This is a genomic window from Bifidobacterium pseudocatenulatum DSM 20438 = JCM 1200 = LMG 10505, from assembly GCF_001025215.1.
In the GTDB taxonomy this organism is placed as follows: Bacteria; Actinomycetota; Actinomycetes; order Actinomycetales; family Bifidobacteriaceae; genus Bifidobacterium; species Bifidobacterium pseudocatenulatum.
Map to the genome: position 1 here is coordinate 1,005,853 of NZ_AP012330.1, position 16,577 is coordinate 1,022,429.

At 56.0% G+C, this 16,577-nt stretch carries 15 protein-coding genes and 1 tRNA gene; 12 read left to right on the forward strand and 4 right to left on the reverse strand.

All coding sequences use genetic code 11. The annotated features are described in order from the left end of the window. Positions 1-4: 4 nt before the first annotated feature. Together sufU and BBPC_RS04140 are read left to right on the forward strand one after the other, a co-directional pair. Complete coding sequence (gene sufU, locus BBPC_RS04135; protein WP_004221733.1) at positions 5-556, forward strand: Fe-S cluster assembly sulfur transfer protein SufU; 552 nt, start codon at positions 5-7, stop codon at positions 554-556. Between the two features lie 143 nt (positions 557-699). Next, positions 700-1,287, forward strand: coding sequence for a metal-sulfur cluster assembly factor (locus BBPC_RS04140; RefSeq protein WP_004221736.1), 588 nt, complete (start codon positions 700-702; stop codon positions 1,285-1,287). 196 nt (positions 1,288-1,483) lie between these two features. Here BBPC_RS04140 and glgC read toward each other — a convergent pair whose 3' ends face one another. The 3 genes from glgC to BBPC_RS04155 form a co-directional block, all read right to left on the reverse strand. Continuing rightward, positions 1,484-2,728: a glucose-1-phosphate adenylyltransferase gene (gene glgC / locus BBPC_RS04145; RefSeq protein ID WP_004221738.1), complete on the reverse strand. Its 1,245-nt coding sequence runs from the start codon at positions 2,726-2,728 to the stop codon at positions 1,484-1,486. Positions 2,729-2,875: 147 nt separating this feature from the next. After that, on the reverse strand, positions 2,876-3,742 hold the full coding sequence (locus BBPC_RS04150; RefSeq protein WP_004221739.1) for a TrmH family RNA methyltransferase: 867 nt from the start codon (positions 3,740-3,742) through the stop codon (positions 2,876-2,878). A gap of 64 nt (positions 3,743-3,806) precedes the next feature. Beyond that, positions 3,807-3,896, reverse strand: a tRNA-Leu gene (locus tag BBPC_RS04155). A gap of 120 nt (positions 3,897-4,016) precedes the next feature. Here BBPC_RS04155 and BBPC_RS04160 point away from each other — a divergent pair. The 6 genes from BBPC_RS04160 to era all read left to right on the forward strand — a co-directional run bounded on the left by BBPC_RS04160 (position 4,017) and on the right by era (position 9,417). Next, positions 4,017-4,814, forward strand: a complete 798-nt coding sequence (locus BBPC_RS04160; RefSeq protein WP_004221741.1) for a 16S rRNA (uracil(1498)-N(3))-methyltransferase — start codon at positions 4,017-4,019, stop codon at positions 4,812-4,814. Between the two features lie 84 nt (positions 4,815-4,898). Then, positions 4,899-5,234 (forward strand): histidine triad nucleotide-binding protein, encoded by a 336-nt coding sequence (locus tag BBPC_RS04165; RefSeq protein WP_033524010.1) that lies wholly within the window; start codon positions 4,899-4,901, stop codon positions 5,232-5,234. A 39-nt stretch (positions 5,235-5,273) separates the two neighbouring features. Further along, entirely contained in the window at positions 5,274-6,413 is a 1,140-nt protein-coding gene (locus BBPC_RS04170) for a PhoH family protein (RefSeq protein ID WP_004221744.1), read from the forward strand. Then, positions 6,410-6,955: an rRNA maturation RNase YbeY gene (gene ybeY / locus BBPC_RS04175; RefSeq protein WP_004221746.1), complete on the forward strand. Its 546-nt coding sequence runs from the start codon at positions 6,410-6,412 to the stop codon at positions 6,953-6,955. The genes BBPC_RS04170 and ybeY overlap by 4 nt, the downstream gene beginning before the upstream one ends. A 49-nt stretch (positions 6,956-7,004) precedes the next feature. Continuing rightward, positions 7,005-8,426 carry a hemolysin family protein gene (locus tag BBPC_RS04180; protein WP_004221749.1) on the forward strand — a complete coding sequence of 474 codons (1,422 nt, stop codon included), beginning with the start codon at positions 7,005-7,007 and terminating at the stop codon, positions 8,424-8,426. Continuing rightward, entirely contained in the window at positions 8,419-9,417 is a 999-nt protein-coding gene (gene era / locus BBPC_RS04185) for a GTPase Era (protein ID WP_033524011.1), read from the forward strand. The genes BBPC_RS04180 and era overlap by 8 nt, the downstream gene beginning before the upstream one ends. Before the next feature lie 203 nt (positions 9,418-9,620). On the opposite strand, the gene BBPC_RS04190 is transcribed toward era, so the two are convergent. After that, a complete protein-coding gene (locus tag BBPC_RS04190; RefSeq protein WP_004221752.1) occupies positions 9,621-11,657 on the reverse strand; it encodes an AMP-dependent synthetase/ligase in 2,037 nt (678 codons plus the stop codon). 236 nt (positions 11,658-11,893) lie between these two features. On the opposite strand from BBPC_RS04190, the gene BBPC_RS04195 reads away from it, so the two are divergent. The 4 genes from BBPC_RS04195 to BBPC_RS04210 all read left to right on the forward strand — a co-directional run bounded on the left by BBPC_RS04195 (position 11,894) and on the right by BBPC_RS04210 (position 16,407). Then, a complete protein-coding gene (locus tag BBPC_RS04195; protein WP_004221753.1) occupies positions 11,894-13,039 on the forward strand; it encodes an NAD(P) transhydrogenase subunit alpha in 1,146 nt (381 codons plus the stop codon). A gap of 3 nt (positions 13,040-13,042) precedes the next feature. Then, on the forward strand, positions 13,043-13,348 hold the full coding sequence (locus BBPC_RS04200) for an NAD(P) transhydrogenase subunit alpha (RefSeq protein WP_003809446.1): 306 nt from the start codon (positions 13,043-13,045) through the stop codon (positions 13,346-13,348). Beyond that, positions 13,349-14,794, forward strand: coding sequence for an NAD(P)(+) transhydrogenase (Re/Si-specific) subunit beta (locus tag BBPC_RS04205; protein WP_004221756.1), 1,446 nt, complete (start codon positions 13,349-13,351; stop codon positions 14,792-14,794). It begins immediately after the preceding gene. Positions 14,795-15,039: 245 nt separating this feature from the next. Then, positions 15,040-16,407, forward strand: coding sequence for a hypothetical protein (locus BBPC_RS04210; RefSeq protein WP_004221762.1), 1,368 nt, complete (start codon positions 15,040-15,042; stop codon positions 16,405-16,407). Positions 16,408-16,577 lie beyond the last annotated feature (170 nt).

Consider the following 16,577-nt stretch of genomic DNA (forward strand, 5'->3'; position numbering starts at 1 on the left):
GCATATGAGTGATTTTGCAATGTCTGGCGACGATCTCGAGCAGATGTACCAAGAGGTCATTCTCGAAGCCTCGAAGAATCCGCATGGCAAGGAGCATTTCGCTCCGGATCTGGCTTCCGAAAACGCCTCCCAGGCGGGAAAGACCACGGTTCAGGCAACCCACGAGTATTGCACTCCCGGCGAGTCCCACCAGTTCAATCCGACCTGCGGAGACGAGGCCACCGTGCATGTGGAGGTTTCCGACCAGGAGCCGCACGTTATCGAACGACTGGTGTGGGACGGTCACGGCTGCTCCATTTCACAGGCCAGCCTTTCGGTGATGGTGGATCTGGTGGAAGGCAAAACCGTGGATGAGGCCATGGAATTGGCCGGAACGTTCCATAAGCTCATGGAATCACGCGGCAAAGGCTTGGACGATGAATCCGCCGAGGAATCGTTGGAAGACGGCATCGTGTTCCAAGGAGTGTCCAAGTATCCAATGCGTATCAAGTGCGCGCTGCTCGGATGGGAAGGCATGAAGGACTCCGTGGCCAAGGCATTGGCCGCGAAAGCCTGACAAGTATTGTTCTATGGTGGAAAGCAGGATGTTTCCCGTGCTTCGTGCGCCGCGTTCTACAACGGGCGAAACACGTGAGACAAACTCCAGCCAACGCGATAGGCTACTCAACGGAACATATTCGAATCATATATGGAGCGACAATGAGCGATACCTTGGTACCTGAACCGCAAGCCTCGATTTTCGATTCCGTGGCCAAGGCATTGGGCAATGACGAGGCCGCGGCGCGTCGCGTCATGCTTAACCCAAATCTCGCCAAAGGATTCAAGGACGGCAAACCAGTGGAAATCGAACACGAAGACACCAAGCAGGACGCTTGTGGCTGCGGCAATCAGGCTGGAGCATGCGGTTGTTCCGAAGAACAGGATGACGGCATCGCGTTGAAGGCTATTGACGACATTGGTCGAGCTACTGCGGCCGACGTGAAGGAAGCGTTGCATCAGGTCATTGATCCTGAGCTTGGCATTGATGTGATTGATTTGGGATTGGTGTATGGCATTGAGATCGATGAGCTTGGTCGTGCCATTATCACGATGACATTGACCACTCCGGCATGCCCGTTGACTGATCTGATCGAAGACGAGTGCGCGAGCACGCTTGCCGGCCTCGTCGAGGAATTCCGCATCGACTGGACGTGGCAACCGCGTTGGAGCATGGAAAAGATCACGCCGGAAGGTCGCGAGCAGTTGGCTGCGCTCGGCTTCAATTTCGACAATCTGCCAAAATACTGACAGAAAATCTGTGATATATCAACCTGATATTGCTGATATGTTGATTCCGCAGCGAAACTGCATGTTCGTTGCGGAATTTTTTGTAAAACAGATTTTGATGATATTTGATTGGATATCATCATCAAGAAAAAATGGCACAGAAAAAGCGTGCTCCCGACGCCGGGAAGCACGCTTTTGTTCTGTGTGCGGCAGAACGTCAGTCGTCGACCACGGTACCCTTCGGCACCACGGTGATGCCTTCCGGCGTGACGGTGAAGCCACGGGCCAGATCATGTTCGGTATCGATACCGACGGTCGAATTCTCGGTAAGCACAACATTCTTGTCGAGGATCGCCTTGTAGACGCGTGCTCGACGATTGATGGTCACGCCGTCGAACAGAATCGAATCGACGACCTGGGACCACGAGTGGATACGCACGTTCGGCGAAAGCACGGAATGATGCACTTCACCGCCCGATACGATGACGCCAGGGGAGACGATCGAGTCGGTGGCGTGTCCGAGACGGTCGCGACCGGCATGGACGAACTTCGCTGGCGGCAGATTGCCGGACAGCGTGTAAATCGGCCATTCGGTGTTGTACAGGTTGAATTCCGGCACATACGAGATCAGATCCATATGCGCATCGTAGAACTGCTTCAGAGTACCCACGTCGCGCCAGTAGGCATGATCGGTCGGCGTCGCTCCCGGAATCTCGTTGGAGTTGAAGTCGTACACGCCAGCCTCGTTACGGGCCGCGAAGTACGGTGCGATATCGCCGCCCATATCATGCTTGGTGTCTTCGGCCTTCTCGTCAAGCGCCAAAGCTTCGAACAGGGCGTCGGTGTTGGCCACGTAGTTGCCCATGGAAGCAAGAATGGAGTTCGGATCATCTGGCAGGCCGGTCGTGGTCTGCGGCTTCTCCTGGAAGCTCTTGATCATATTCGGGTGCTCCGGATCAACCTCGATCACGCCGAACTGGTTGGACTGGCTGATCGGCTGGCGAATACCCGCCACCGTGAACTCCGCGCCGGATTCGATATGCTGCTGCACCATCTGCTGGAAATCCATGCGGTAGACGTGGTCGGCGCCGACGATCACCACAATATCCGGCTGCACGTCCTCGATGATGTTGATGGTCTGGTAGATGGCGTCGGCAGAGCCGAGATACCAGTGCTTGCCAAGTCGCTGCTGAGCCGGAACAGGGGAGACGTAGTTGCCGAGCAACGGCGAAAAACGCCACACCGTGGAAATATGACGGTCAAGCGAATGGGACTTGTACTGGGTGAGCACCACGGTCTGCATATAGCCTGAATTGACCAAATTGCTCAGCGGGAAATCAATCAGACGGAACACGCCGCCGAACGGGACGGCGGGCTTTGCCCGGTCTCTGGTCAAAGGCATCAGACGAGTGCCTTCGCCTCCTGCAAGCACGATGGAAAGAATTTTCGGATTCTTTGCCATGAGAACTCCTCTCCTAGAGCGTCGTTACGACACCGCACACATTGGTCGGTCTGCATCATCGCAAACCACTTACGCACTCAATAATTGCATATTTTCTGCAACATGCAAGGAGTTTGCATCGCGAGTCTTGAAAATTTGCTGACTGTTTCAGTGAACAGCTGTTGAATAGAAGGCCACGGCGCTCGATGCGGCGACGTTAAGACTGTCCACTCCGTGGCTCATGGGAATCTTGACCGTCAGGTCGGCGCGGGAGATGGTGTGATGCGACAGACCGTCGCCTTCGGTGCCGAAAATCAGCGCCAATTTGTCGATATGGTCCTTTTCGCCGTTGTCGTTGTTCAAACGACGAACAAGCTCCTCCAGCGAAATGGAATCGTCTTCAAGGGCCATCGCAACGGTGGTGAACCCAAGATCGCGCAATTCCTGCATGCCGGTGAATGGCCAGTAGTGTTTATCATCTCCGCCGATACGAGTCCACGGAATCTGAAACACCGTGCCCATCGACACGCGGGCGGCGCGTCGATACAACGGATCGCCGCAGGAGGGCGTCACCAACACTGCATCGACGTTCAACGCGGCGGCTGATCGCATGAGGGCTCCGACATTGGTGTGGTCAACGATGTTTTCCATGACCGCGATGCGTCGTGCGCCGCGACACACCTCCTCGACGCTGGGCAGTGGCCAGCGTTTCATCGCGGCCAGGGCGCCACGATGCAAGCGGTAGCCGGTCAGCTGCTTGAGCTGTTCAGGGGATGCCACGTACACGGGAATGTCGGTGCCCCAACGTTGGTCGATGCGTGCGAAGGTTTCCGACATGCCTCCGATCCACGGTTCTTCGACAAGCAGGGAAATCGGTTCCCGGTCGGCGGTCAGCGCGCGATCGATGACTTTCGGCGATTCCGCGATGAACAGGCCCTTGCTGGGTTCAAGCTTGTTGCGAAGCTGGATTTCCGTGAGATTCGTGTATGCCGACACGCGCTCGTCGTCAATGGAATCAAGATGGATGAACTGCATGTGATCGATCTTTCGCCGAATAGCTTTCAGATACAAGAAAACCCCTTGTTTCCAAGGGGTTTGCTGGTGTCCGGAGCGGGACTTGAACCCGCACGCCTGTATAAATAGGCACTAGCACCTCAAGCTAGCGCGTCTACCATTCCGCCACCCGGACAGGTGCGTTGCTCAGCGGCAACAAACGAAAACTATAGCAGATGCTCGGTGTGATGCAAGTCTCGGCGTGTCGCGCGGAATTACGCCATTGGTATCCGAGGTGCTGGTAGGCTCTGAAACTATGACTGATGCCCTTTTCCTGCTTGATACGGAACATGATGATGTGCCGGTGAACAGTGACGAATTGAACGCCGGATGGAAATTGACGTTGCCCCAGTCGGTGCGTCGACATGCCATTCAGGCCATGCGTCTGAAAGACGGTGACGAATTGCAGCTTTCCGACGGTAAAGGGCTACGTATCCACGCGGTGTTGCGCGATGCGCAACAAGGAATCGCGGAAGTGTCGAGCTTCGGCAAAGAACCGCAGCCTACCACCAAACTCGCTTTGATCCAAGCGCTGGCGAAAACAGGACACGATGAGCAGGCCATCGACACCGCAACGCAGATCGGTGTGGATGAGGTGATTCCATGGCAGGCTGATCGTTCCATCGCCAAATGGAAGGCGGGGCGCACCGATAAGAAGTGGCGGCAAGTGCTTGATGCCGCCACTGAACAATCCCGACGCTCCTGGACGCCGGAATTGGGGGAGTGCGTGACCAGCAAGCAGTTGATTGCCATTTGCAAGCGTGCCTGTGTGCACGGCGACATGGTGATTGTGCTGCACCAGGATGCTACCAAAACTTGGAGCCAGCTGGAGGAAGCGATCGCGGTGCTTTCCGACAAATGCTTGCAGGACGGGCGCCAGCGCACCGTGTACGTGGTGGTCGGCCCGGAAGGCGGCATCAGCGATGCTGAAATCGAATCCTTCACCAATGCGGGAGCTGAAGCATGCGTGCTTGGAAGCAATATTCTGCGAGCGTCGACAGCTGGTCCCGTCGCGTTATCGCTGCTCGCACGGGCGTTGGGACGATTCATCTGACGCCACACGCCGGCGAAATGCGGCGGATTATCCCGGTTGCGCAATAGCATGGGTACCGAAGGACAACCAGCATTAAGGAGCATTATGAGCGACAAGGATTGCCTGTTCTGCAAGATCATCGCAGGAGAAATTCCAAGCGAAAAAGTGTATGAGGACGATACCACCTACGCATTCAAGGACATCAATCCGAAAGCCAAAGTACATGTGCTCGTGGTGCCTCGCAAGCATTATGCGAACGTGACCGAGCTTGCGGCGGCCGATCCCCAGCAGCTCGCCCACATGGCTCAGGTCGCGCAAAATATCGCCGACCAGGAATTCCACGGTGCCTTCCGCCTGATCTTCAACACCGGAATTGATGCTGGCCAGACGGTACTCCACGTGCATGCTCACGTGCTGACCGGCGAAAAGCTTGACGAATAATCTTCCCTTTCCCCATATATCGACGTCAGAAGAGGTTTTGTGGCCACTACTACACGTACCATCGCGATTCCGCAGCAGCTTGACCCGGTGACCGTGCTCGGACCGGTCGACGAGGTCCTTCGGGAAGTGGAACGTGCGTTCCCCGACTTGACCATTATCGTCAGAGGCAACCGCATCGCGATCATGTCACGTTCCAGCAAATCCGAATCCCAAGCCGCACAGGCCGAGCATGTGATCGAAAACATCATCCAAGCCGCATATACGGCTCCGATGGACGCCGATACGGTGCGACGCATGCTCGATCAAAACGTGTTGAAAAATCCTGTGCGTGCTACTCGCCCGGGCCATGGACGTGTAGTGGAGGAACTACGGCTGGCCGATCGGCAACAGGAGCATACCTCCAATCGCGAGAATCATGCGGACCGACGCAAACCGCATGTGCCCGGAGTGATCACCTTTGCGCTCGGCAAGCCGGTGCGTGCCAAAACGGCTGGTCAGATCACATATGTCAATGCCATCGAATCACATACCATCACATTTGCCATCGGACCGGCAGGCACCGGCAAAACATACCTTGCAGTGGCGAAAGCGGTACGCGCATTCCAAGATAGGCAGGTGCGCCGCATTATCCTGACCAGACCAGCCGTCGAGGCGGGAGAAAGCCTTGGTTTTCTTCCTGGCACATTGAACGAAAAAGTCGATCCATATCTGCGTCCGCTATATGATGCGCTTTCTGACATGCTCGGGGCGGACCAGCTCAAGCGCTACATGGATGACGGCACCATCGAAGTCGCACCGCTCGCATATATGCGTGGACGCACGCTCAACGATGCATTCGTGATCCTCGATGAGGCGCAGAACACCACCGAACAACAAATGAAGATGTTCCTGACCCGACTAGGCTTCAATACGAAAATGATTATCACCGGCGACGTGACGCAGGTCGATCTGACAGTACCGAAATCCGGGCTCGCCACCATCGAACGCATCCTTGACGGCATTGACGACATCGCATTCGCCCACCTCAAACCGGAAGACGTAGTGCGACACGCGCTTGTCGGCAAAATCGTCGCAGCGTACGACCGACACGCGGCCATTGCCGGCGACCACAGCAGACACGCCACGGGCAAAACCACATCCAGGCAAACAAGCGAGCAAATCGAAAGGAACGCTGAATGAGCGTCGAGGTAACCAACGAAACCGTCTGGCAAATTGACGGCAAGGTGTTCTCCGATCTTGGCATATGGGTGATGGACCAAATGCGGGTCAGCACGCAATCCGACCTGACCATCATGTTCGTAGACCCCGATCCCATCGCCCAACTGCACATGCGTTGGATGAATCTTGAAGGCCCCACCGACGTGATGAGCTTCCCCATGGACGAGCTGCGCCCAGGAGACGGCCGAACTGTGATGGAAGGCGTGCTTGGAGATATCGTGATTTGCCCGTGGGTGGCTGCGCAGCAGGCGCTCGCGGCCGGACATAACACCATGGAGGAAATGATGCTGCTGACGATTCATGGCATCCTCCACCTACTCGGATACGACCATGCCACCCCAGAACAGGAGCGTCAGATGTTCGGTCTGCAGCGACAGCTGCTACTCACCTTCTTCGCGCTTCGCCAGGGAGCGGGGACGCAGGCCATCCTTCCGCCGGATACGCCGGACGCGCTCGCCGAATGGGATAGGCAGCATGGCACGGGACGGCAGATCGCCAAATAATGATTGACGTTGCCGGTAGCATATCGTCCGGCATGATGGGGGCTGAATTATGCAGGCAACAATGATTGCGATGATCGTGGTGCTCGCCGTGGTGGCGCTGCTGTTGGTCTGGCTGTCGCTTTCAATGGCCGCGACTGAAGGCGCTGTGGGACGTGTGACCAGGGCGAGCCTGAATAACCTTATTCTCGAAATTCAAACGGATGCCGAGCTTTCGCAATTCATACGCGACAAGAAAATCAGGCGCATTCATAAGGTTCAGCGGTTGGTGGCCGATCGCTATGCCACCGCCGGATCGTGCGCGTTCTTCCGCATCTGCTGCAATGTGGTTGATGGTGTGCTCGTGACGGTGATTGCGGGCATGTTGGACGCTCCACTATGGGCCGAATTACTTGCCGGATTTGTTTTTGCCATCGTCATTGCGGTGATTTCGCTGTTGGTGCGTCCGCGTAGTGCCGGGGCATCCAAGCCAGTCGACATTATGCTGCAGCATGTGGATGCTGTTTCCATTGCGGTTCTATTAACCCCATTCGCAAAAATCGGGGGGCAAAAAGGCGCGAAGCGTCGCGGCAGTGATCTTTCCGACGACGAGGAGCTCGAAAAAATCCAGATCGAACAAGGACGGGCAACCATTGACCGTCTGGTCGAAGCCAACGATTTCGATCCTGAAGTTTCCGAAATGCTGCGCAATGTGCTCACGCTTTCCGAAACGCTGACTCGTGAGATCATGGTGCCGCGCACCGACATGATTTGCATCGAGCGAGACGAAACGTTGGAGAATATGCTTAAGCTTTGCTCCCGTTCCGGATTCTCACGTGTGCCGGTCATCGGCGACGATGTGGACGATCTGGTCGGCGTGGCTTATTTGAAAGATGCCGTGCGCGCGACGACCTTCAACCATGCGGCGATGACACGCGAAGTCGAATCGATAGTTCGTGACCCCATGCTCGTGCCGGAATCCAAGCCGGTCGACGATCTTTTCCACCAAATGCAGCGCACACGCCAGCATGTCGCCATTGTGGTGGATGAATATGGCGGAATCGCGGGCATGGTCACCATCGAAGATGCCATCGAGCAGATTGTGGGCGAACTGGAAGACGAACATGATCGCACGCAACATGCCGATCCGGAACGGATCGGTGACAAGAAATGGAGCATGCCCGCACGCACGCCTATCGCCGACTTGGAAGAGATTTTCGAAATCGACATTGACGAGGATGATGTCGACACCGTTTACGGCTTGCTGACCAAGCTGTTGGGACGTGTGCCGATCGTCGGATCCTCCGCAGTCACTCGAGGCTTGCGCATGACCGCGGTCGACTCCGCAGGACGCCGCAAAAAAGTGTCGACCATTGTGGTGGAGCCGGCCCACGTCGAGGGCGTGGACGAAACTGAAACACGTAACGAAGAACATGCGGATGATGCCGAAAAGGCATCCGACAACGATAAGGATTCCAAAGACAAGCATGACTGACGCAGCAACAACCGAGACGACTTCCGACCATTCCGATTCCGCCACGCCCGTTCCATATCGGTCCGGTTTCGTTGCCGTGGTCGGGCGTCCTAACGTGGGCAAGTCGACGTTGATCAACGCGTTGATCGGTACGCAGATCGCCATCGCATCATCTCGCCCGGAAACCACTCGTAAAGCCATTCGTGGCATTTTAACCACGGATAATGCGCAGATCGTTTTGGTTGATACGCCTGGCATCCATCGACCGCGCACACTACTTGGGCAGCGTCTGAACGATGTTGTGGACGAGTCGCTCGCCGACGTGGACGCCGTTGCTTTCCTGCTGCCTAGTAATCAGGAGATTGGTCCCGGCGACAAGCGCATTTTGAGCCGTCTGCGTTCTGATTTCGCAGTCAAGCGAGATGATGGCACATTCAAATGGAAGGTGCCGCTGGTTGCCATCGTTACCAAGATTGACGAATTAAGCCGTGACGGGCTGATCAACAAGCTCATTGAAATCAACGAATTCGCCGACTTCACCGATATTGTGCCAGTCAGCGCGCTGAAGCATGACAATCTTGCGGAAGTCAAGAACGTGCTTATCGAGAACATGCCGGAAGGCCCGCAAATGTACCCGGCCGAGCAGATCACCGAAGAGCGTCCGGAAGAAACCATTGCGGAACTGGTCCGTGGCGCTTTCCTGGAAGAATTGGATGACGAGTTGCCGCATTCACTGGCCGTAGTCGTGGATTCCATCGAATATCCGGAAGACAACGATAGTGGCGAAGCTTACGATGGCAAAGCCCACGTGATTGTGTCGATTTATGTGGAACGCGATTCCCAGAAACCGATCATCATCGGCAAGGGAGCGGAACATCTTGTGCGTGTCAAGAAGAAGTTGCGTACGCCGGTCAACCGTATTGTTGGACAGAAAGCCAAACTCGATTTGCATGTCAAGGTTGCCAAGGGATGGCAGTCGGATCCTAAACAGCTCGAGAAGCTAGGCTTCTGATCTGTTTAGGATCCGCTTCGCAGCGAAGCTGCTCACTTCACCTAAGGACAGTCCACTGGACTGTCCTTTTGACGGTTCAGCCAAACAGCTCGAGAAGCTAGGCTTCTGATCTGCTTAGGATCCGCTTCGCAACGATTGCGTGGAAAATAATAAATGAGGTCTGATTCCCGTAGGAGTCAGACCTCATTCTGCTGTTTCGAAGACTACTTCTTCTTGGTGTACATCTGCGTATTCAGCAAAGTGGCATAACGCTTGATGACCTTCGGACGAATCACCTTCATGGAAGCGGTCATCAAACCATTCTCCTGAGTGAATTCCTCCGGCAGAATGATGAACTTACGTACGGACTCCGCACGGGAAACACCTTCGTTGGCCTGATCGACCCACTTCTGCACTTCCGCACGGACGGCGGCATTGTTGGCGGCCTCCTCCATGGGTATGTCGCGATTCAGCCCCTTGCTTTCCAACCACGGACGCAAGGATTCCTCGTCAAGCGTAACAAGTGCGGAAATGAATGGACGCTTGTCGCCAAGCACCAAGGCCTGGGAAACGAATTCGCAACGCTTGATAACCTCTTCGATCGGACCGGGCGAGACATTCTTGCCGCCTGCGGTGATGATGAGATCCTTCTTACGTCCGATGATATACAGGAAGCCGTCATCGTCGATACGTCCCAAATCGCCGGTACGATACCAGCCGTCTTCAGTGAATGAATCCTCGGAGGCTTCCTCGTTCTTGTGGTACTTCGGGAACACGGCGGTACCCTTGACCTGAATCTCCTCATCTTCGGCGATACGCAGCTCGAAGCCAGGGAAAGCCACGCCGACGGAACCCTGATGATAGGGCACACCAAGCGGATTGAACGCGCAAGGAGCCGTGGTCTCGGTCAAGCCATAACCCTCATACACGGGCACTCCGGCGCCACGGAAGAACGCCATAAGTTCCGGGTCAAGAGGAGCGCCGCCCGCCACGATCCACTGGGCACGTCCGCCGAGCACCTCGCGTAGCGAAGCGTAGACCACCGGGTCGAACGCCATACGGCGAGCCTTGGCCAAAGCTCCGGCCTTACCCTTCGCACTGACCTCCTTCATGTAATTCTGGGCTGCCACAACGGCTGCGGCGAACGCCACGCCCTTGGCGCCATGACCAGCCTTCTGCGAGGCCGCGTTATACACCTTCTCAAGAACACGCGGAACAACGATCATGACGGACGGCTTGGCGACCTGAAGATCGGCGATCAGCGTCTTGATGCCCTGCGCGATGTAAATATGCAGTTCGCTGGCTACGCAAATGTAGTTGATGGCACGTGCGAAAGAGTGCGCCTGTGGAAGGAACAGCAGCACGCTGTTCTTCCTCTCATGCAGCAGTTTCGGCATATACGCCGGAAGATTCAACGCGGTGGTGCAATAATGCTCATGGGTCATCTCCACACCCTTCGGCGCGGCGGTGGAACCAGAAGTATACACAATGGAGCACAGGTCGGTTTTCTTGATGGAAGCGATGCGCTCGTCAAGCTCTTCGTCGCTCACGCCGGAGCCGTAGGCCATGATTTCGTCGAGACCGCCGTTCTCGAAGCAGATAATGTGTTCCAGTGCCGGGCATTCCTTATCGGCACCATCGGCTTTGGCGCGCATATCGGTGGTCTCGACCACCAGCAAGCGGGAATCGGAATTATTGACGATATTACGGATCTGCTCCGCGGAATCCGTGTCGTAGATCGTGGCGAGCACACCACCACATGCCATGACGGCCGCGTCGAACACATCCCACTCGTACGAGGTACGGCACATGAACGCCACGCCGTCGCCCTTCTTAAGACCGTAATGCATCAGACCCTTGGCGATCTGACGAATATCGGCGAGCACCTCGTTGCCGGTTTTGGTCACCCATTCGCCGTTCGTCTTATAGGTGTAGAGCGGCTCGTCACCCATACGCTCGGCTCGATCGGCGTAAATATCGTAGATGGTGGTGCCCTCGTCCAGCGGCGGCTTGCCCTCGGTTTTGGTGGTCAACAGACCGGTTTCCGGATCGAGGAACGTGGTGGATGGGAATCCTTCGCCCCATTCGACGGTGTGCGGAAGGTCGATATGGCCGTCGGGGGAGATGATGTTGTTCGGATCGTTGTAATCCGGAGTGTTGCCGGAATCGTCGCTGACGGGGTGAACGAAGTCACCTCCCAAACGCAGTGCCTTCTGCGCAAGATTTGCAGCTCGCTTGTTCAAAGAGGTGATGACGGACACGTGACTCTCCTACACATTTAAATCCAATATCTGTAGGAATGATAGACCCATGAATGCGACACGTCACCTTACGGTAGCGTAGGGAAAGTGCGCATCCAGCGGGGCCTGCGTAAAGGAATTGCCATGCGATGCCATTCAATAGGTGAACTTTTCTTCATACAAAGGTGTGACCTACGTTACACTGGTGCGCTGTATCTGTTCATTTTGATTTCTTTAACGAGGAAGAAAGGGCACCTATGGCTGAAACAGCTGAAGCCACCGTGGTCTTCGGAGTTCTCAATGAGACCTCCGAACACGAGTCTCGTGTTGCTCTGACACCGGATATCGTAACGAGGTTGCGTAAATCGGGTGTTAACTGCCTGATCGAATCCGGTGCGGGCGTCGCATCGCATTATGTTGATGAGGATTATAGTAAGGCCGGAGCGCAGGTCGTCTCCGCCGATGAAGTGATTGCGCGTGCCGACGTGCTTGGTTTCGTCGATCGTCCGAGCAGCGCGCTGCTCGGACGCGTTAAGCAGGGTACCTGGATTATCGGTATGCTCGGTTCGTTCACCGACGCCGATTATGTCACTGCGATTGAAAAGGCCGGTCTGGTCGGTGTTGCCATGGAGAAGCTGCCGCGTCAGTTGAGCTCCGCGCAGTCTATGGACGAGATGACTTCTCAGAATTCCGTAATGGGTTATAAGGCGGCCATCGTGGCGGCCAACGCGTACGGTTCGTTCCTGCCGATGATGACCACCGCCGCTGGCACGATCCGCCCGGCCAAGGTGCTTATTCTTGGCGCAGGCATCGCGGGTCTGCAGGCCATCGGCACCGCCAAGCGTCTTGGCGCGGTTGTCACCGCGTACGATGTGCGTCCGGCTTCCAAGGGCGAAGTTGAATCCTTGGGCGCGAAGTTCCTGGATCTGGGTCTTGACTTCTCCAAGGGTCAGGGCGAGGGCGGCTATGCCCGTGCGCTGAGTGCCGAAGAGCAGGCCCAGCAGCAGGCTGCCGTCGATCAGAAGGCTGCCGGCTTCGATATCGTCATCACCACCGCCAAGGTTCCCGGCCGCAAGCCTCCGGTTCTGCTGACCAAGGCTGGCGTGGCCGGACTGCACCGTGGCGCTGTGATCGTCGACTGCGCGGCAAGCGACCTCGGCGGCAACGTCGAAGGTTCCACCGTCGGCACCCAAGTCACTGAAAACGGCGTGACCATCATCGGCGCTCCGTACCTGTCAAGCGGCGTTTCCACTACCGCATCCAACCTGCTGAGCCGCAATGTGGCCGATGTGCTTGCGCATTTCGTGCGTGACGGCAAGCTGGCCATCGATCTGAACGAAGAGCTTGACAACGCCATGGTCGTGGCCGGCCGCGGCGAGGAAGCCAAGAAGGAAGGGGAGTAAGCAATGGATATCGTTGTTGCGATTACTCTGTTCGTCCTCGCGCTGCTGATCGGCGTTGAGGTTATCGGCAAGGTGCCGGCCACCTTGCATACTCCGTTGATGTCGGGCGCGAACTCGATCCACGGCATCGTCATCGCCGGCGTTGTTATCGTCGCCGCGCATGCCACCAGCCCGCTCGCCTGGGTGTTCATCTTCCTGGCTGCAGTGCTGGGCACGATGAACGTGGTCGGCGGCTATGTCGTCACCGACCGCATGCTGGAGATGTTCAAGTCCGACAAGGGCAAGAAGAAGGAAGAGGAGGCCAAGTAAATGGGTACCATGGCTGAAATGCTGAGCACGCCGCTCGGCGTCATCGAATGGTTCGTCTATCTGCTGGCCGCCGTGATGTTCGTTATCGGCCTGCACTTGATGAACTCTCCGAAGACCGCTCGCAAGGGCAATATGGTCTCCGCTGTCGGCATGATCCTTGCCGTGGTCATGGCGTTCATTGTGCTGTTCGCAGGTGAGATCTCCAACGGATTCCAGCATGGCGTTGCCGTTGTGCTGCTGATAGCCGGCATCATCATCGGTGCCGTCGCCGGTGTGGTTTCCGCCAAGAAGGTCAAGATGACCGACATGCCGCAGCTCGTTTCCGTATTCAACACCGTGGGTGGCGGCGCCGCCGCGCTTGTGGCTTTGAACGACATTCTGACCTCCGAGGGCACGCCTTCCATCGTGGTGTTGATCACCGCTGGTTTGGGCATCATGATCGGTTCCGTCACGTTCTCCGGCTCTCTGATCGCAGCCGGCAAGCTGCAGGGCATCAAGTGGGTGAAGAAGCTGAACTTGCCGGGCAAGGGCTTCTGGAACATTCTGTTCGCCGTACTGACCGTCGTATCCTTCGTCATGCTGTGCGTGCAGCCGGGCCAGCGTCTGCTGTGGTCCGTGCTCACCACCGTGTTCGCGCTGTGCTACGGTCTCGTGTTCGTCATCCCGATCGGTGGCGCCGATATGCCGGTGGTCATTTCCGTACTCAACGCCTGCACCGGTACTGCAGTGGCCATGTCCGGCTTGGCTATCAATAACATCGCTCTGATCGTGGCCGGCGCACTGGTTGGTGCCGCCGGTGTGACCCTGTCCATCGCCATGTCCAAGGCCATGAACCGTCCGCTGCTGTCCGTGCTTGCAGGCGGTTTCGGTGGTGCCAATGCCGCCGCTGGCGCTGGTGAGGGTCCGGAAGGCAGCATGAAGGAAACTTCCGCGGACGATCTGGCCGTACAGCTCGTATACGCCGAAAAGGTCATCTTCGTGCCGGGCTTCGGTCTGGCCCAGGCTCAGGCCCAGCGCGAGCTTGCTGATCTTGGTGTGCTCCTCAAGAACCACGGCGTCGAAGTCTCCTACGCCATCCATCCGGTGGCAGGCCGTATGCCTGGCCACATGAACGTGCTGCTCGCCGAAGCCAACGTGCCGTACGAGGAGCTCGTCGATCTGGATGACATCAATCCGCAGTTCCCGCAGGCCAACGTGGCTCTTGTGGTCGGCGCCAACGATGTGACCAACCCGGCCGCACGCAAGCCGGGCACCCCGGTCTCCGGCATGCCGATCCTCGACGTCGACAAGGCCCAGAATGTGGTGGTCATGAAGCGCGGTCGCGGTACCGGTTATGCCGGTATCCAGAACGAACTGTACTTCGAAGACAACACGCAGATGCTTTTCGGCGACGCCAAGGCAAGCCTGCAGGCCGTTATCGCGGCAGTCAAGGAGCTCATCAACTAACAGCTGAAACGTTGCGTTGATGCTTTTCCTGAAAGGTCTCTTCCGGTGAGGGAAGGGACCTTTTTGCATATGGTGATTTTCGTAAGATCAGGTCTGTTGCATGCGAATTGTGAGTTATCCACAGTCGTTATTCGCCTGTGGATATGGGTGGAGTTTTCCACATATCCACAGATTTTCAAGGTTCGGTGGCGCAAGATGATTTGAATATGAGACAGTAGGTGCACCCTACAACAAAGGAGTTGCACATGGCGGAAATAATCACTGGCCCGTTCCATATGGATGAACAGGGATTTTTGGCAACGATCGAAGAACTTATCGAGCGGTTTGATGGATACAGTTCTGGCAAATATCTTGCGGAATTGGGAAAAATCCACGATGAATACGGTGAGATCGGATCTCTTTCGCTTTTTGACGAAAAAGTCTGTGAACTGGGGAAGGAATTATTCTGCAGCACATCATGGGTGGCGAATCTGGCGTGGGCCATGATTTCGTTCGATTATGATCTGGTTGAGCATGATGCGAATTTTCTTGATGGATGCCGTAACATCGTGCGTAAGTACGGTATGAGCGTTTGGCTCTATGAAATGATCAATGACGCTTCGATAGCGGTGGCTTTGCAAAGGCCCAGCAGCAGAATGCCATTCCAGATTGGATTGACCTACACCAAGGATGTGTTTCGGAGAAGCAAGAAAAAGGGTGGAAAATACGCTACCAGCAAAAAGAAGAGACTGGCCTGCATGGCTGAATATTTGCAGGAAGTATATTGGCTGGCCGCGTACAGTCTGCTACGTTGGGGTGAGGAAGAGCCGCGTGCGGCCGATGTTGCGTTGATGGTGCTTGGATATGGCGGTATCGGCATGTGCATGCTGAGGGACGATCCGAAAGTGGTGGATTCCGGATGCGATGAAGACTTCTCCTATCGAAATCTGTGCGACCATCTGCGCGATCTTAGAATTCAAGCCGATCTGGACTATGCTTGCAATGCCGACCTTGCCGAATCCATGTTGCTTGAATATCCCGCGTGTATGGATGCGCGATATCTGTACGATGCGGGGAAAATCGTGGAAGCGTATCGTGCTTTGTGGAACAAGCAGACTGAATCAGCTTCGCAAATCATGGAACGCGTTTACCAGAAGGGCGCGTATCAGGTGACGAACATTTGGGAGGATCCGCTGTACCTGCATGATCTTGCCCTGTCGCTGTTGGGGGCAGTCGGCTCGCGGCCCCTTACTGAAGGGTTCCGGACTCGTGATGACAAGATGTTCCAGCAGGGAGTGGAAAGTCTGAGACGAACGACTGAATCCGTTAAAGGGATGGGGTTGGCGATGACATTGGGAGGGTACATCTGCTTCCCGGAACCGGAAAGTAGGGATGATGCGCTTTTCGCACCGCGAAAGGAGAAGAAACGATTAATGGACGCCTGTAACGGGCTTAGGGATTTGTCGGCAATGGTTGCGCTCTACCGTTTTCCAAGGGATATCGAATCCCTGCGTGCAACGCGTGCGCTTCTCGCTCATGACGCGAAGGGATATATCGATCTGATGGGTCCATACATGGGAAGCGCGGATGAGACGGGAGGAAACGAGGGGAGGCCGGTTTCAATCGGCGACTGATCGGCCTCTCAGATCGCGAACGTCAAAGCGTATGTATCATGGTTGTGCCGAGATTGAATGGCGGAACGTTCAGATGAACTTTGTCTCTTCGATCTCGGTGCATGCTATGCCGTATTGCTCCAACAATTCGCGAAATGCTTTTACGTATCTATCTGTGGCGAACTTCTGTG

Excerpts from the sequence above, each read along its gene's own strand:
- sufU (WP_004221733.1), top strand. The coding sequence starts at position 5 with ATGAGTGATTTTGCAATGTCTGGCGACGATCTCGAGCAGATGTACCAA.
- BBPC_RS04140 (WP_004221736.1), top strand. The coding sequence starts at position 700 with ATGAGCGATACCTTGGTACCTGAACCGCAAGCCTCGATTTTCGATTCC.
- glgC (WP_004221738.1), bottom strand. The coding sequence starts at position 2,728 with ATGGCAAAGAATCCGAAAATTCTTTCCATCGTGCTTGCAGGAGGCGAA.
- BBPC_RS04150 (WP_004221739.1), bottom strand. The coding sequence starts at position 3,742 with ATGCAGTTCATCCATCTTGATTCCATTGACGACGAGCGCGTGTCGGCA.
- BBPC_RS04160 (WP_004221741.1), top strand. The coding sequence starts at position 4,017 with ATGACTGATGCCCTTTTCCTGCTTGATACGGAACATGATGATGTGCCG.
- BBPC_RS04165 (WP_033524010.1), top strand. The coding sequence starts at position 4,899 with ATGAGCGACAAGGATTGCCTGTTCTGCAAGATCATCGCAGGAGAAATT.
- ybeY (WP_004221746.1), top strand. The coding sequence starts at position 6,410 with ATGAGCGTCGAGGTAACCAACGAAACCGTCTGGCAAATTGACGGCAAG.
- BBPC_RS04180 (WP_004221749.1), top strand. The coding sequence starts at position 7,005 with ATGCAGGCAACAATGATTGCGATGATCGTGGTGCTCGCCGTGGTGGCG.
- era (WP_033524011.1), top strand. The coding sequence starts at position 8,419 with ATGACTGACGCAGCAACAACCGAGACGACTTCCGACCATTCCGATTCC.
- BBPC_RS04195 (WP_004221753.1), top strand. The coding sequence starts at position 11,894 with ATGGCTGAAACAGCTGAAGCCACCGTGGTCTTCGGAGTTCTCAATGAG.
- BBPC_RS04200 (WP_003809446.1), top strand. The coding sequence starts at position 13,043 with ATGGATATCGTTGTTGCGATTACTCTGTTCGTCCTCGCGCTGCTGATC.
- BBPC_RS04205 (WP_004221756.1), top strand. The coding sequence starts at position 13,349 with ATGGGTACCATGGCTGAAATGCTGAGCACGCCGCTCGGCGTCATCGAA.
- BBPC_RS04210 (WP_004221762.1), top strand. The coding sequence starts at position 15,040 with ATGGCGGAAATAATCACTGGCCCGTTCCATATGGATGAACAGGGATTT.